Origin of the sequence: Marinobacterium sp. MBR-109 (assembly GCF_040547565.1) — a bacterium.
In the GTDB taxonomy this organism is placed as follows: Bacteria; Pseudomonadota; Gammaproteobacteria; order Pseudomonadales; family Balneatricaceae; genus Marinobacterium.
This window is the reverse complement of sequence record NZ_JBEPPZ010000013.1, coordinates 1-17,252: the sequence shown is the minus strand read 5'-3', so window position 1 is coordinate 17,252 and position 17,252 is coordinate 1. Positions and strand designations below refer to the sequence as shown.

8 protein-coding genes are annotated in these 17,252 nt (G+C 58.0%); 2 read left to right on the top strand and 6 right to left on the bottom strand.

The genetic code is table 11. The features are described from left to right. Positions 1–18: 18 nt before the first annotated feature. The 5 genes from ABIE60_RS14300 to recC form a co-directional block, all read right to left on the bottom strand. A complete protein-coding gene (locus tag ABIE60_RS14300; protein WP_354470195.1) occupies positions 19–1,011 on the bottom strand; it encodes a c-type cytochrome in 993 nt (330 codons plus the stop codon). Further along, complete coding sequence (locus ABIE60_RS14295; protein WP_354470194.1) at positions 1,011–1,673, bottom strand: c-type cytochrome; 663 nt, start codon at positions 1,671–1,673, stop codon at positions 1,011–1,013. The genes ABIE60_RS14300 and ABIE60_RS14295 overlap by 1 nt, the downstream gene beginning before the upstream one ends. Before the next feature lie 124 nt (positions 1,674–1,797). After that, positions 1,798–3,843 carry an exodeoxyribonuclease V subunit alpha gene (gene recD / locus ABIE60_RS14290; protein ID WP_354470193.1) on the bottom strand — a complete coding sequence of 682 codons (2,046 nt, stop codon included), beginning with the start codon at positions 3,841–3,843 and terminating at the stop codon, positions 1,798–1,800. Further along, a complete protein-coding gene (gene recB / locus ABIE60_RS14285; protein WP_354470192.1) occupies positions 3,836–7,582 on the bottom strand; it encodes an exodeoxyribonuclease V subunit beta in 3,747 nt (1,248 codons plus the stop codon). The genes recD and recB overlap by 8 nt, the downstream gene beginning before the upstream one ends. After that, complete coding sequence (recC, locus tag ABIE60_RS14280) at positions 7,579–11,025, bottom strand: exodeoxyribonuclease V subunit gamma (protein WP_354470191.1); 3,447 nt, start codon at positions 11,023–11,025, stop codon at positions 7,579–7,581. Before recC ends, recB begins: the two co-directional genes overlap by 4 nt. Positions 11,026–11,223: 198 nt before the next feature. On the opposite strand from recC, the gene ABIE60_RS14275 reads away from it, so the two are divergent. Beyond that, positions 11,224–13,785: a putative bifunctional diguanylate cyclase/phosphodiesterase gene (locus ABIE60_RS14275; protein WP_354470190.1), complete on the top strand. Its 2,562-nt coding sequence runs from the start codon at positions 11,224–11,226 to the stop codon at positions 13,783–13,785. A 16-nt stretch (positions 13,786–13,801) separates the two neighbouring features. On the opposite strand, the gene ABIE60_RS14270 is transcribed toward ABIE60_RS14275, so the two are convergent. Further along, entirely contained in the window at positions 13,802–16,015 is a 2,214-nt protein-coding gene (locus tag ABIE60_RS14270; protein WP_354470189.1) for a methyl-accepting chemotaxis protein, read from the bottom strand. Positions 16,016–16,253: 238 nt separating this feature from the next. On the opposite strand from ABIE60_RS14270, the gene fabI reads away from it, so the two are divergent. Beyond that, positions 16,254–17,018 carry an enoyl-ACP reductase FabI gene (fabI, locus tag ABIE60_RS14265; RefSeq protein WP_354470188.1) on the top strand — a complete coding sequence of 255 codons (765 nt, stop codon included), beginning with the start codon at positions 16,254–16,256 and terminating at the stop codon, positions 17,016–17,018. Positions 17,019–17,252 lie beyond the last annotated feature (234 nt).

Below are 17,252 nucleotides of genomic sequence, written 5' to 3'. Positions count from 1 at the left end.
CCCCTCCTGGAAAGCGCGTTACTCGAAAGTAAAACTGCGCGGCTTCAGACTGTCCGGCTTTAGGAAAGGCTTGTCGCCGGTATTGTCATGCTGGCCCAGTACCTGGCCGTTGAACTCTGTGCCATACCGGGTGTGCTTGTGGAAATTCAGATGTTTTTCACGGGTCTCGGCGGCGTCACCGGTAAAGCGCGGATCCTGGGGGCGCTCCTGGCTGTTGATATACCAGGCCACATTCCAGGCATCCTGCTCACTCAATGAGCCGGGCTTGCCCAGCGGCATGTTCAGGTGGATGAAGGATGCCGCCGTGAAGATACGGCTGATACCGGCGCCCCAATTGTAGGAATGATCTCCCCAGAGTGCCGGGAACACCACCTTGCCGTTGGCGCGTTGGCCTGCCCCGTCATCGCCATGACAAACGGCACAGTTTTCCTGATACACCACCTGACCGGCTTCATAGCTTATGTCGTCCGGGATGTTTTTGCCCAGACTGCTGAAGCCTCGCCCACTGATGTTACGCTCATACACCGGTGCACCGGTGGCCAGCCACTGATGATAGGCGCTCAGAGCGACCATCTCGTCACTGCCATAGGCCGGAGGCGTACCGTTCATGGAATAGGCAAAACAGCCGGCGATACGCTCCTCCAGTGAGTTCACATGGCCATTCTTGCCACGAAAATCAGGCAACGTGGTGGCAGCAGGCCAGACCGGGCCGGACCAGTTCTGACCACCCTCTCCCATATGGCAGTTACGACAGCTCATGTCATTGAATACATACTTGCCGCGCAGCTGCTGGGTATTGTTGAACAGATCACGTCCCTTGAGGATGACTTCACGCAGTTCGGGGTGGATGCTGGTATCGGCATTCAGATCTTCCAGTGTCGGGGCCTGATGTACATAGGCGCCTTCCTTGTGGGCCGGCAAATTGACAGGGACCTTCGGCTCTGCGGCCAATACAGTCGAGGCCAACACGGAGGCAGAGGCAGCCAGCGTCAACGCATTGAAATGGTTCATTACTGACCTCCTTCGGCAACAGTGACAGGCTGGGCCGCCAGATAGGCGGCGACCGCTTCAATTTCGGTATCGGTCAGGCGTTCGGCAACGCCGGTCATCAACTGCACCGGATCGTTGTGCCGGCTCCCGCCCTGCCAGGCCTTGAGCTGCTGACGAATATAGGTCGGATGCTGACCGGCAATGCCCGGAAAGGCCGAACCGACCCCCGCGTTGCCCGGGCCGTGACAGCTGTTGCAGGAGGGGACATGCTTGCTCCAGTCACCGCGCAGTGCAAGCTTCTCCCCCAGTGCCAGCATCGACTCACTGGCATCGGAAGCCTTCACGGCGGGTACCGGCTGGGACGCATAGTAGGCGGCCACATCCAGAATCTGCTGTTCGCTCAGGTTATCCACATTCGGCTGCATGATTGGGCTTACGCGCGTGCCGGTGTTGTAGTCGCGCATCTGCTTGGCAAGATACTCGGCATCCAGTCCGGCCAGGCGCGGGAAACCGCCGGCATCGTTACCGACACCGTCCATACCGTGACAGGCCAGACAGGGTGCACCACTGCCATCACCCTGCATGACAATTTTCTGTCCATCAGCGGCCACACCCGCTGCCTGCACTGCACCGCTGACAAGCACAGCGCCTGCCAGCATGATGCGTAATCCTGACTTGAACATGGCACTCTCCCCTTTGCTCATGTCTAATTTAGAATAGGCTTAACAGGCATTAGTTTATGCCAAAAGTTGACATAAATCATGGCAAGGTTCCCATCTTTAGTCTGAATAGACGGATTTCTTCTGTTCAAGACGAGCGTTTGAGCCTTTTGCCCAAGCCACTGGCCCGGCGTACCCGAGCGCGCACTGCGTCATCCAATCGGCCCTGATGGCTTAGCAGCAGGGTAAACCAGCGGCTGGCGCGTGTAATGCCAGTGTAGACCAGTTCACGCGTCAACACCGGGTTGACCGTGGGCGGCAGCAGCAGGGCGGTGTGTGCAAACTCCGAGCCCTGTGACTTGTGCACGGTCATCGCGTACACGGTCTCGATCGCCTGCAGCCGGCTGGGCAGTATCCACTTGAGGCCACCGTCCGCGAGCGGAAATACCACGCGCAGTGCAGCCGTTCCATCTGCATTTTGGCGCATCAGGGTGATACCGATATCGCCGTTCATCAGCCCCAGACTGTAGTCGTTGCGCGTAACCAATACAGGCCGGCCCTCATACCATCCTTCGCTGCGGGCGACCAGCCCTGCCCGCAGGAGCTCAGTGGCTATACGTGCATTCAATCCCTCGACGCCCCAGGGGCCGCGACGCAGGGCACATAGCAACTGAAACTGGCCGAAGGCGGTCAGTACCCGTCTAGCCCAGGCATCCTGTGCCTGCTCATCACTGTCTACAGGTCTGAGGGCGTTCAGTTGCTCAAGGTAATCACGGTAGCCCCGAGGCCGGGCGCCTTCAGCCGTGGCCGGCTGGGGGCCGCCATCCAGTATCAGGCGCTCCAGTGCCCGATCGGCATCACCCTTGAGGCGGATCCAGCCAAGGTCGGCATGCCCCTCCGCGAGCACGGTATTTACCGCCTGCGGCTGGCCGCTGTTGACGGCTCGTGCCAGTGCACCGATGCCACTGTCGACACCAAAGCGGTGACTGTGCCTGAGCATCGCAATGGTTTGGGCCAGCGGCTGCTCTGAAGGGCCTCCGGCTTCGGCCTGCCAGCGCGCCACGTCCTGGCCGGTACGCCGCTGCAGCTGCGACAGGGTTTCACGGCTGTAACCGCCTCGTTCGGCATCTTCACACAGGTCGCCCAGTACCGAGCCGGCTTCCACCGAGGCCAGCTGATCCTTGTCACCCAACAGAATCAGCCGTGCCCGGGCCGGCATGGCGGCCAATAACTGATGCATCATTTCCAGGTCGATCATCGAGGCTTCATCCACCACGACCAGATCGGCATGCAGCGGGTTATCCACATTGTGGATAAAACGGCGTGTATTGGGTCGAGCTCCCAGCAGTCGGTGCAGGGTCGTTACCTCCTGCGGGATATCCTGCTGCATCGCTTCAGGCAGGCGTCCAACCGCGCCGCTGATCGATTCGGTCAACCGCGCCGCCGCCTTGCCGGTAGGAGCCGCCAGCCGAATGCGCAGGATGTGTCCTTCATCACGGGCCAGACTCTGCAGCAGTGCCAGCAGACGAACGACCGTGGTGGTTTTGCCCGTACCGGGGCCACCGGTGATGATGCCGAAGCGACTGCCCGCCACCAGCGCACAGGCCAGCTGTTGCCAGTCCAGGCGCCCCGCTTGCGGATGAAACAACTCTGACAGGCGTTGCTGCAGACGAACGTCATCCACCTCAACCGGTTGCAGGCGATCACCTATCCGCTCAGCGACCTCCACTTCATAACGCCACTGGCGGTAGAGATAAAGACGAGTAGTGCCCGGTTCCAGCACCAGCGGTGCGGGCGGATCACCTGCACTGACCAGCACCGTTTCCGCCAGCGCCTGCAGCCACTGACGGCGCTCAAGCCCCTGCAACAACTCAACCGGTCGATCTGGCAGAACTTCGCCAAACTCGCCATCCGGCGGCAGTGACAGTGCGCTGTCCGGTGCCGAGAGCAGACTATCCAGATCAACGCAGATATGTCCCCGGCCCAGCTGGTGGCTGGCCAGCACCGCCGCCAGTATCACCGGCGGAGTGGCGCTGGGGTCCAGGTCATGCAGGAAACGCCCCAGCGCCAGATCCAGCGACCGGATCCAACCCCGCTCCTGCCAGCGCTGCAGCAGCGATTCCAGCGAAGCCCATTCGGTCAGCGCCGGATGCAGAGAAGCTTCGGCCGCGAAAAGATCGACCTGTTCAGACATGAGTGTTCTCCCGGTTGGCCAGCAGCGCATCCAGTGTTTCGATCAACTCTACCGGCGGACGATCAATACAGCAGCCATGCCGTTCCGGCTCTGTGATGCCGCGCAGAAACAGGTAAAGTGCACCGCCCACATGCTGCTCGTACCCCCGGATGGGGTCATCGGCATAACCCGGCAGACGAGCCTTGAGCAGCCGGTGCAACGCCAGCAGATAAAGCACATACTGCACATCGTAGCGCTTATCCAGCACCGTCTTTTGCATCGCCGCAGCGCTATAGTGACTGTTGTCCGGCCCCAACCAGTTGGACTTGTAATCGGCCACCCAGTAGCGCCCCTGATGCTCGAACACCAGATCGATAAATCCCTTGAGCATTCCGCCCAACTGCTGCGGCGCCAGTGCAGGACGCGGCTGGCCCGGCAACACGTGCTGCGTGATCAGACGGTCCAGTCGACTCACCGGCACCTCAGCCACCTCCAGCCAGAACTCCATCTCGGCCTGATACTGTTGCAATTGCGCCAGCGGTACACTTTGCTCAACCAGTGGCAGGGGGGTGGTCAGCAGCTGCTGCAACCAATCGTCCAGTACCGGCAACCAGGGCTGCCATTCCCGCTGCTGGCAGCGCGGTGCCAGAAATTGGTGTCGCAATGGCGCCTCCCGTGCCACTCGCTCAAAGCCCTCTTCCGCCGCCCATTCCAGTATGCCGTGCAGAAAGGTACCCGCCTGAGGACCTTTCCAGAAATGATGCGGATCATGGGCAAACTCAACCACAACGGCACGCGTTGACGGCTCATCCAGACTTTCCCGAGCGGTTTCTTCACGGGCACTTTCTGCCGGCTCAGCCTCAGTGGGCTGCTCCTGCTCGGCTCGTCCCTGCAGTTGACTGATCGCACTGTAACTGGCGATCCACCAGCGTTCAGCTGCAACGGGCCGATCGCAGTGGCGTGCCGGTGCCAGTGCTGTCACAGTGGTCATATCCGGCAGCGGCTCAGCATCGATTGTCGGAGGTGGCTCCATTTCGATCACACCTCCACTGACCAGCGGTTGCAGCCGGGCTTTGAGCGTTGCGCTGTCGGTTTTCGATTCGCACCCCAACAGCTGGCCGAAAGCGCTTTTGTGCAGGCTGAGCGAACGGTTGTATTTGATCGCGGCCACCCCCAGCCAGCACGCGAACACGGGGCGAGTCAGTGCCACATAGAGCAGGCGCAGATCTTCCTGTAGCCTCTCGGCTTCGGCAGCCCGCTTGGCGTTCTCATCCTTGCTGTCCAGCTCCAGTACACTGCCCTGCTCCGACTGATAGCGGTAGCTGCCGTCACTGGCGGTCACTTCACGGTAGGCACAGATGAAGGGCAGAAACACCAACGGATATTCCAGCCCCTTGGACTTGTGAATAGTCACTACCTGCACCAGGTCAGCATCACTTTCCAGCCGCATGATGTGTTCATCACCACCTTTGCCGCTGTCCATGATCTGTTCCTGCAGGTAGCGGATCAGAGCCTGTTCACCTTCCAGCTGGCTACTGGCCGCCTGCAGCAGCTCGGCCAGATGCAGCAAGTTAGTCAGTATCCGCTCACCATCCGCATCCTGTAACAGCCGGGCAGGCAGCTCGAAACTGTCCAGCAGGTGACGCACCATTGGCAGCACACCCTGCCGCTGCCAAATGTCACGCAGATGGCGGAACCGCTCCACTGTCTGTTCCCACAGCTGCTCATCACGGGTTATCTGCTCCAGGTGAACGTAGCCCAGATCCAGCGTTCGACTGGCCAGCGCCCCCTGCAGCGGGCCTGGCTGTTCCGGTTCGGCACAGGCACGTAGCCAGCGCCAGAGGTCCTCAGCTTCGGCACTGGCATAGACCGAAGCCTGATCGGAGAGGTACACGCTGCGAACATTGCGTTGCTGCAGGGCATCACGAATCAGCCGGGCCTCACTGCCGTTGCGCACGAGAATGGCGATATCACTTGGCCTGATCGGGTTCAACTGGCCATCCTCGGAGCGAAAGCCCGCCCGCCGCTGTTGCGACAGTGAGAGCAGGCGACGAATCTCGCTGGCACTGTGTTCGGCCATCAGCCTGCGGTAATCACTGACGGCTATCCCGTCAGCCGCCTCGTCCTCCAGCAGCCAGTGAGTCAGGGCTGATGGTCGTGCGCCTTCAACCTCAAATACCGTTTTGCGGCCGTTGGCATCCACCGGAATAAACGGCAACGGGTTATCACCCTCACGGGCAAAACGGAAGGCACCACTGGCCTGGCTGGCTTCAGCATGCTCAAACAGCCGGTTGACCGCCTCCACCAAAGCCACTGATGAGCGGAAATTGCGCCCGAGGGTATAGTGACACCCGCTGGTATCACGTCGTGCCTGCAGATAGGTGTGAATATCGGCACCACGAAAGGCGTAGATCGCCTGTTTGGGGTCACCTATCATCAACAGTGCGCACTCTGAGGGGTCGGCATCAGGCAGGTTCGTGCCGCGATAGATGCGGCTGAAAATACGGTACTGCAGTGGGTCGGTATCCTGAAACTCGTCGATCAGTGCAACCGGGTACTGACGACGAATGGTTGCGGCAAGGCGATCACCCCCTTCACCCTGCAGTGCGTGATCCAGCCGCACCAGCATGTCATTGAAGCCGAGCGCCGCTGCGCGCTCGCGGGATCGATCAAAACGCTGCTGAATCCATTGCGCCGCATGCAGCTGTACCGGTTGCAGTGGAGGCTGCAGCTGCAGGTAATCCACCAGCTCCTGTAACAGGTCGAATACCGGATGCTCCGGCGTCTGGTCCTGCATTTTTTTGGCAGTTTTATCGGTCAGCTTTACGCGCGCAAAGTGGGCCAGCCTGTCACTCGACAGCGGGCCCCCTTCAGCCCAGACCGTCATGTCAGCCAGCTTTTCAGGCAGGGTTTCCGGCTTGTAGCTGGTGTTATTCAGAATCTTCTTTTGTGCAGCACCGATCAGCAGCGCTTCAATTTCGTCGTGCTCGGCCAGCCAGAGGGTGCGTGCCCGCTGCTCCAGCTGCTGTTTCTGTGGCAGCCAGTCGTTCAACTTCCGGGCATATTCTGCAGGGGACTGGGTCTCGCTGATACTGATGCCCTGATAGCGCACCTGTTGATCACCCGGCTGCAGCAGGGGTTTGACCGCCTGCAGCAGAGCATCGGGATCAGCGGCCAGTTCACTCAGTGCTTCGGCCACGGCCGGCGACAGTGTGTAGCACCAGCTGCGCCAGTAGTCGCGCGCCATCTCGGCCAGCAGCTCACTGTCATCCTGTTCCAACTGCTGGCGGAACAGGCTTCCGGTGTCGAAGGCGTGCTGAGTCAGCATCCGCTGGCACCAGCTGTGGATGGTGTATACCGCGGCTTCGTCCATCCATTCAGCCGCCTGCTCCAGTTTGCGTGCAGCCAATGCACGCGCCTCATGCACGGCAAAATCGGGCTCGGCCAGCAGCTGCTGCAGGAACGGATCAGGCTCGGACTTGCCACGAAATACGCGCGCAGCATCGGTCAGGCGAGTGCGGATCCGATCACGCAGTTCACGGGTGGCGGCATTGGTGAAGGTCACCACCAGAATCTCGGGCGGCAGCAAGTCACGCCGAAAGCGGGTATCGGGATCGCCATGGCCCAGCACCAGACGCACATACAGCGCGGCGATCGTAAAGGTTTTGCCGGTACCGGCGCTGGCCTCGATCAGACGATGCCCGTGCAGTGGAAAGACCAGCGGATTCAGTGTCTGCGGCTGGGCATTCGGTGTGTTCATGCATCCTCCCGTTGCAGCAGTTCGGCCTGATCGATCAGGGGTTGATACAGTGTGCGCGCCCAGCCCTCCAGACCCGCTGCCAACAGGCTGTCAAAGTCTGGCCAGGCCCGCTGCAGGTAACGGTCTCGCATGCCCTCTCCCGGGAAGCGGCTGTCGCCGCTGTAGGCGTGATTGGCTTCTGTAATCGGATCCTTGCCATCAGCAGCCGTCAACAGTGCCAGACCGGTGCGGCAGGCCAGTGGCGCGGGCTGCTCAAGCGCCTGCAGGTAATGGGACAGCAGTGTATTGAGCTGCGTTTGTGCCTGTTCGACAGAGATTGGCCTGATCCGGGCACTGGTATCCGGCCCGACCAGAAAGGTTGTGAGTGAGTACCCGCTTGCACTGACGGCAAGGTGGTCGACCCATGCCCGGACAAGCCGGTGCCAACGTGGCGCCCCCTTGTCGCTGATTGCCTGAGGCGAATGCAGTATCAGAGCCAGCTCCTGCCCGACACGCCGTCGGTAAAGCCCACTGATCCAGTCCTCCAGCATCATCTGCCGCCCCTCTGTCCGCAGACACAGCTGTAGCTCCAGCGCATCGGGCAAGGGTTGCCAGTCGGCGAATAACGGCTGTAGATGACGCAGCGTTGAAGCGGCCGGGCTGACGATTTCTCGCAGCGAACGTTCGCCGTAGGCACCCAGTGGCAATTCCCCCGCCCGCCGCCAGCGTGCCAGCTGCGTCTGGATGCCCAGCTCCGGTGTGTCGGCTTTCAGTCCGGCATCGATCAGGTCAGAACCAAGTCGATACTGGTCAAGCCGGTTAAAACGGAAGGGCTCATGCTCCTGTGGCATCTCTTCCAGCGTATCGAACCAGACATTGAGGCGCTGGTTGAAGAAGATTTGCACCGGGTTGCGCAGGAAACGCTGCAGCGGTTTCAGGCTGAGACTTTCAGGCAACTCCATCGGTGGCAGGTTACCGGCCTGCCCCCTGTCCACAGCCTCATGCACGTCACGCCACTCGCGGGCGTAGGTGAACAGGCGCGGGTTGTGCTTAAAGTAGCGTGGACTGAACGGTTGTAGCGGATGCTCGGTGGTGAGCGCATGTAACACAGCCTTGCCGTCCGCAACAGCAGTTGTCCATCCCAGCTGGATATGGTCACGTAACTGGGCTACCAGTACTGAAGGTGGTTGCTCGGCGTTGTCACGTACGCTGCGCCCCACCCAACTGATATAGAGCGCATCCCGCGCCGACAGCAGCGCTTCCAGAAACAGGTAGCGGTCATCTTCACGCCTTGATCGATCACCGGGACGGTAACGTCCGACCATCAGGTCAAAATCCATCGGCGGCTGTACGCGCGGATAGTCTCCATCGTTCATTCCCAGCAGACACACCCGGCGAAAGGGGATGGCACGCATCGGCATCAGGGTCGAGATGTTGACGGCCCCGGCCAGAAAGCGTTGTGACAGGCTTTGTTCATCGATGCCGTCGAGCCAGCTTTCGCGCACCACTTCCAGCGGCAGTGGACGATTCAGTCCGGCTTCGGTACAAGCCTCCTGCCACTGCTGCAGCCTTAGCCCGAGTCGTTCCAACAGGACCAAATCCTGATCGCTGACCGGGTGCAGAAAGCGTTCCAGCAGATCTGTGAGTATCGAACCCCAATTTGTATGTGACCTGGGGGTAAGCAAGTGCTCACGCAGCTGAAGCAGCGCAGTGACCAGTTCAGCCAGTGGCCCCACCTGTGCCGCCTCCAGCCCCCCGACTTCGCCATAGGCCTCGATATCGGCGAAGGTCTGCTCATCTCCCATCAAGTAACCCAACAGCATGCGGCGCAGGCCGAACAGCCAGGTGTTCTGCTCCAACCCTTCGGGAAGCTCCAGACCTGCGCGCTGGCCGCTGTCCAGCCCCCAGCGGATACCGGATTCACGAATCCAGTGCTGCAACCGAGGAAGATCCGTCTCGGACATGCCAAAACGTTCGCGCAGTGCCGCCACCTCCAGCAGGTCAAACAGCTGACTGACGCCAAAACGCTCCTGCGGCAGCTGCAGCAAGAGCTCCAGTGCAATCAGCAGTGGTGCCTGACCACGGTTCTGCTGGTCATTGAGGGTGAAGGGGATGAAACGCGGGTCCTGTCGCTGCAGGCGACCAAACACGGCACGAATATGCGGTGCATACTGATTGACGTCGGGCACCATCACGATGATATCGCGGGGCCGCAGTGATGGATCCTGTTGAAACCAGTGCAACAGCTGGTCGTGCAGTATTTCGACCTCACGCTGACGACTGTGCGCCACCTGAAAGATCAGTGAGTGATCACTTTCACTCCAAACCCGAGGAGCATCGGGTGTTGGCTCCAGCTCCAGAATATCCTGCTGAATCTGGTTCAGCAGCGGCAGAGACTCAATATCGCGTTCGGCTTCATCAAACAGATCGATGCGCTCAAACCAGTCCTGGTAACGCCCGGGTTCATCAAACTGATCCAGCAAGCGGATATAGTCGCGCCCCTGCTTGCCCCAGGCTGCCAGCAGAGGCTGTGCATGTAGATGCAGCTGCGCATCACTCAACAGCTCCGGCATCCCATCCTTGCGGGCCTGACGACGCTTTTCGCTGCGCAGCAGCTCCTTGCCATCGATAATATCGGCCCAATAGTGTCGGCAAGGATTATGCACGCACAGTAAAACCTGTGTGTGGCTCGACAGCGCAGCCAGCGCCTCAATGAACTGCTGCGGCAGTGCCGAAATGCCAAACACCACCAGCCGGGGCGGCAGACCCGCCGGGCGCTGATGCAGCGACTTGCAGCCATCAAGGAAGCGCTGCTGCAGATCGGCACGACTCAACATTCGCTGGCGGTCATCGAGGTCTGCACGTATGGCACGCCAGAGCAGTGCCTGCCAGCGCTGATCATCCGGCAACGGCTGCGGCTGGCCATGGGCATCAATCAGGATATCCCGGCCATCGGCCCACGCTTTTAACCAGTCGGCACGGTAGACCTGATACTGGTCAAACAGATCCGCCAGCCGTTCGGCCAGCTGGTATTCCTTGCGTGCACTTTCATCGTCCTTCAGAAAGTGCGACAGCGATTCAAAATCAGGCTGCTTAAGCAGGTCGGGCAATAGTCGCAACAGCCGCCAGGTCAGGCGAGATTTGTCATAGGGTGATGTTTTAGGGACTTCATCAGGACCAAGGACGGCTCGATATGCCTGCCAGAGGAAAGCAGAGGGTAGCTGAATGTCCAGCACAGCCGCGATGCCACAGCCAGGCTGTTCCGGATCATCCGCCGAACGCGCCAACGCCAGTTGTAGCCACTGGGCAATACCGTTGCTTTGCACCAGCACGACTTCGTTTTCCAGCACCCCAAGCGGGTTAAGCTGCATCCATTGCACCAGCAACGTGCGCAATGCCTCAAGCCGATTGCTGTGGATAATTGCCAGCCCTGTGGCCAACGGGGTGTTTGAGTCTTGTGCCATCTGCCAGGCTCCCTGTCATACCGCGTTCCGAACGGACTAGGATACACCGGCCCTTGAAGGCACAACAGGACCGGGCTTGACGTCTTTTTCTGTCTCCAGTGTTTGACAGATATCAACCCTCTACCAATTGCCTGCAGATCAGTTCACACTCTGCGCGTACAATCGCCCGACTATAAATAAAAAACAGCAGTGGTTCATATGTCACGTCAGTCGCCAACCATCCGGCGTTACCTGCTCAACCGCACATTTCTTTTTTCTGCCATCGGATTTCTGGTGTTGCTGCTGGTCTGCCGTCAGGCCTATCAGGCCAGTGTGCGTGACAGTGCGCAGGAAATTGCCCGCTCGGTCGCCGAAAGCACCTTCAACTCCATGTATCTTGTCATGAGTCAGGGCTGGACCCGGCTGCAGCTGGAGCAGTTCATGCGCCAACTGTCCAACACCGAGCACCCCGCTTCCAGCCTTAAAGTCAGCGTGTTCCGAGGCACCAAAGTAACCGAGCGGTTCGGTCCCATCGAGCAGCCCGAGCTGGATGCATTGATGCGCCAGGCAATGCAAAGCGGTGAGATCATTGAGGAGAATGATGGCACTCATCAACGCTATCTGTACCCGCTTCAGGCCCGCGAAGACTGTACCGGCTGCCATACCAATGCCCGCGTCGGTGACAATTTGGGGCTGATCGAGGTGCGTCAGGACCTCAGCCGCCAGATGAGCGTTGCAAATCGAAATCTGCTGTATTACCTGCTGCTGCTTTCCCCTTTGCCCTTCCTGTTTGGTTTCTGGGCAGTGCGGACCGTGACCCTGCGTATCAATCAATCCATAGAAGAGCTGAGCGACAGAATTTCACGGGTCGACTCGCTTGAAGATCTCAGTCAGCTATCAAAAGACAAAAAGGATCTTGGCTTCAGGGAGCTGAATCACATATTCGGTCAGGTCGAAGCGCTGGCCGACAAGTTGCGCACCATCGCCGTTGACAAGGACTTGCTGGAGTTCGAAATCCGTTTGCTGGAGAAATTTGTCATCACATCGGAAGTGGTACGTGACTGGCGCGAATACGTTAATCTGCTGATGCTGGACATCAACCAGGTCATTCCGATCTACACCATGTTCTCCATCTTCAAGGTGGACGATGAGATGTTTGATCTGGAAATTTTCTGGCTGCACCCTCCCTCCAAGGAAACCAAGGAGATGATGGAGCAGGCTGTACTCAATCGCCTGCAGGGCAATGATCACTTTTCGATACCCGGCGAGATCATCATTCACCATAACTCGGTACAGCTTGAAGGTCCCGAAATGGTGCTGAATACCACTGAAATTGAGTTGCAGACCAAGTCCCTGCTGGTCGAAACACCCAAGATCGGGGGCATTGTCGGTATTGGTGTGCATGCCGATATCGTCAAGGACAGCACCAAGGTGCTGGTACTCGAGAGTATTCTGTCCACCCTGCTTAACGTGGTCGGATCGGTCAAGGCGATATACAAGTACACCCGTGACCTTGAATACTATGCAACACGTGATCCGCTGACCAACTTGTATAACCAGCGCATGTTCTGGGAGCTGCTGGACTACGAACTGGATCGCTGCCATCGTCACGATTATCAGGTCGCCCTTTTGATGATCGATCTGGACAACTTCAAGGCGGTCAATGACGGCTATGGTCATGCCATGGGGGACAAGTTGCTGCGGCAGCTTGCGCTGGCCATGCAAGAGGTGCTGCGCACCGGCGATATTCTGGCCCGCTATGGTGGCGATGAATTTGTAGTGGTGCTGCCTGAAACAACACTGGAGCAGACCAGTGACATCTGTGACCGCCTGCTACATTGCCTGCAATCCTTCAGTCTTGAGACCGAGAAAGGCGGTCTGGTGCGCGTTACCGGCTCGATCGGGGCAGGCATCTTCCCTGATCATGCGGATAACCGCAAAGACCTGTTCATGTTCGTCGATAACCTGATGTACCGGGCCAAAACCCAGGGCAAGAACCGCATCAGTCTGCCCCACAAGGAAGATGTAGCGGATATTTTCAACGACCTTAACCAGAAGATGCTGCTGGTCAATGATGCCATCGAGAATCGCAGCGTGGTGCCGGTATTCCAGCCCATTCAACCACTGGATGAAGATACGCCTGCTGTTGAAGTACTCAGTCGTCTGCAGCTGCCGGGTGAAAAACTGATGTCGGCCGGCGAATTCATCGAGATCGCCGAGTCCATGGGCAAGGTACACCTGCTGGACTATATCGTGATGGAAAAGGCGTTCGCCAAGGTTCAGGAAACCGGCTACCAGGGATTGCTGTTTATTAATCTGTCACCCCGTTCGATACTGGTGCGCGACTTCCTGCAAACGCTGCATGAGTTGACTCAGCGGTACCGACTGAACCCATCCCGGATTGTGTTTGAAATAACCGAGCGCGATACCGTCAAGAACATGGGGCTGCTGGAGAACTTTGTCCGCAGCCTGAAGGATTCGGGCTACCTGATGGCCATCGATGATTTCGGCTCCGGCTTCTCATCGTTCCATTACCTGAAGTACCTGCCAATCGATTTCGTCAAGATAGAAGGCGAGTTCATTGCCAACATGGGCAACGATCCGCGTGACCTGGCCTTTGTGGTCAGCATCACCGAACTGGCCAAGAAGCTGAACCTCAAGACCGTGGCCGAATTCGTTGAAACAGAGGAAGTGTTGCAGATGGTGCGTGACGTCGGCATCGATTATGCGCAGGGCTATCACATAGGCCGCCCCTCACGGGAGATGCCGGGCCCGGAATGAGCCCGGCTGCTTCCAATCAACGGGCCTGCTGAATCAGCCTGTCAATGGCGCTGACGATTTCGCCGGACAGCTGCGCCACCTCCTGATACTTGCGCTCAGCTTCGGGCTCATTGCCCCGATGCTTGGCTTCGATGATCTCACCGATCAGCTTATGCAGACGATCATGTGGTTTCTCGATGGCCTGCAAAGCGGAAGAGTTACCGTAGCGTTCCTTGCCGGTGGTGTAGTACCAGCGGCCGAAATCACATTCGTGTGATGATACCGCCTGCTCATGCGGAATATCCGCGTGCCCGTCAAGAAATGCACGCAGCCTCATCTTCCAGGCCTGATGTGCAGCTTTCGCCACTTCCAGCTCAATCACATCGTCCTGCGTCACTCTGAACTTTCGAATCACCCGCATCAACTGCGAAAGTTCAGAGCCTATACCGGCAGCCGACACAAGGATATCCGACGCGCCGACCGAGGTTTCTTCAGCACCGGTACCAACACGCTCGACCGACTGGTTGATCGTCTCACTGACCTGTGTCTGCTCCTCGGCGGCAGACGCGATCTGTGCGGTCATGTCACGAATCTCATCCATGCCCTGCGTAATTGCCTGCAACGCCTCACCGGCACGAGCAGCTGTCGACACTGTCTGCTCCGACTGTACCTGACTCCGCTCAATGACCTGAACCGTATGCCCGGTTCCCTCCTTGAGTGCCGTGATCATCTCGTTGATCTCGGCAGTAGAGTTCTGAGTCCTGTGCGCAAGCGCTCTCACCTCATCCGCCACTACCGAGAAGCCGCGCCCCTGCTCACCTGCGCGGGCGGCCTCTATTGCGGCATTCAACGCCAGCAGGTTGGTCTGGTCGGCAATATCACGGATAACATCAAGAATGGTATTTATTTTTTCACTGCGGGTTTCCACATCCCGTATCACATCACGCATGGATGCAACATCCGCCGCCAATGTGTTGATGGCGTCGATGGCATCTTCTACAACCCGGTGACCTATACGTGCCTCTTCATCAGCCTTTTGCGTGACCTCTGCAGAGCTGGCTGCACTGCGCGCTACCTCTTGAGCCGTTGCGGTCATTTCATTCATGGCCGTAGCGATCTCAGTCGTTTCGCGCTGCTGCCGATTGGCAAGTTCGAGCGTGTGGTCACTGACATCAAACAGGTGAGAACCGGAACTGGACACTGAGGCGACTGCCCGCATCAGCTCCTGAATCAGCGCCTCAATTCGGCTGATGAAATGGTTGAACTCGCTTGCAATGTCAGTCAGTTCATTTCTGCCATTGACAGGAAGCCGCTGCGTCAGGTCACCGTCACCACTGGATATGTTTTTCATGGCATGCGTGATCTGCAAAAGCGGCTTTGCCACACTGCGACTGATATAAAGGGCAATCAATACCCCCAGCAGCAGAAATGCACCGATAATTGCCAGTAATTCATAAAAAGCACGTTCATACGCATCAATGTAACTGTTGCGGTCCATTGCCAATGACAGCACGCCAATCGCCTGACCGGAAAAGTCCTGCAGCTGACTGGAGTAGATCGCAACTGGGGAGCCCTTCAGTTCTCCTACCCCCATCTGCCCCTCTCCCTGAAGTGCAAGGTTGAATACATCCGGAGCAAGCAGGGCCTGATCACCCCAGGTAGACGCAAACAGGGACTGCTGACCCGCGTTGTGCAGGATCAATGCAACATCCAGCCCGGTTTCCTGCTTGATCTGGTCAAAAAAAGGTTGCCCCAAAGAGAAACCAAACTCTACTGAGCCCCAATGACGCCCCGCCACCTCCAGAGGTACCATGCCACGGATTCCCAGGCCAGCCACCCCCTGTTCAACACCGCTGACGGCCTGTCGACCCTGATTGGTTTCCACTACGGTCTGGCGGAAACCGGACAGGTCGTCTCCATACTTATCCGGTCGATGAACTCGCAGCCAGGAAACCGCAGGCGGTGTGTGAAACTGTAATTGGCGCAATCCAAAATCTGACTGCAGGCGGGCGAAGGCTTCTTCAAGCTCTGCCAGTACCCGGTCACGAGCTCCATCAGACAGGGCTGCCTCTATGCTCGGCTGATTGGCGACCAGTGTCGCCATGGCCATCGCCAAACGACGTTCGGACTCTATCCGTTCAAGTACTTTATCGAACTGAACTTTCAGTTCACGCTCTTCAGCTGAATGGATCAGGTTATTGAAGTCACGCATGACAGCCGGCAGCACCAATAGCGCGACCAGCAGGAGCAAGAGGCAAAACCCTCCTATGACACGCATTCGGATACTGAGATGATTGAGCATAAGAGGATCCTTTCTTCAGCTTTGGTTCACTTTTAACCAGATCATACCTGCTCAACCACACCAAAAACATGGATATGAAAGTTCAGATTACCCTCAGTTACAAATATTCATGGTTTTAACCATACAGTCACCGAACCTTGATGAGATAATGATCTCGAACGTAAATCAGACCCCCATGGAAGCTGAAATGATAGATTTGACTGGAAAGCGCGGTGTTATATTCGGCATCGCTAACAACAAAAGCATCGCCTATGGCTGTGCTGAAGTCCTCAGCAACCTTGGTGCGGAGCTTTGCATCACCTACCTGAATGACAAGGCACGTCCATTTGTAGCACCTTTGGCAGACCAGCTGGGTGCCGCTTTGGTACTGCCTTGCGATGTTGCCACCGAGGGCGAGCTTGAGCAGGTTTTTGAACGCCTGAAGCAGGAGTGGGGACAGATCGATTTTGTTATCCATTCAATTGCCTGGTCACCTCTGGATGAACTGCATGGCAAACTGGTGGACTCCTCATCCGAAGGCTTTTGCAAGGCGATGGATATCTCTTGCCACTCTTTTATACGAATGGCGCGGCATGCGCGTGCATTGATGCCCCAGGGAGGCTCACTCCTGACCATGAGCTATCATGGAGCTGAACGTGTAGTGGACCACTACAACCTGATGGGGCCCATCAAGGCAGCCCTTGAAAGCTCCGTACGCTATCTTGCAGCAGAGCTTGGACCAGAACAGATCAGGGTGCACTCTCTGTCCCCTGGACCGATGCCAACCCGTGCAGCCAGCGGCATTGATTCCTTTGATGAACTAATGGGCGATGCCATTGAACGCTCCCCCCTGCACCGGTTAGGATCTCCTTCCGATGTAGGGAAGCTGGCCGCATTTCTGATCAGCGAGCACTCATCAGCCCTCACAGGCACCCGCATCTATGTTGATGCAGGTCATCATCTTATGGCCTGATAGCGCAATATAGGAATTTTTCCTATATACCCGCGTAGATCACATGCCTATTATGCCCCTGAGGTTCACAGGATGTGATCAAGACGACAGGAGTTCGTGCCTCACCGCCTGCTTCGGGACTGAAGCAGCGGCTGACAGGGAAGTCAGTGACAGGGCCCGCCGCAGGGAGAGCGCCGGGCCCTTTCTTTTGCCTGGCGTTTATCCGCCCCAATGCAAAAACCCCGGCCTCAACGA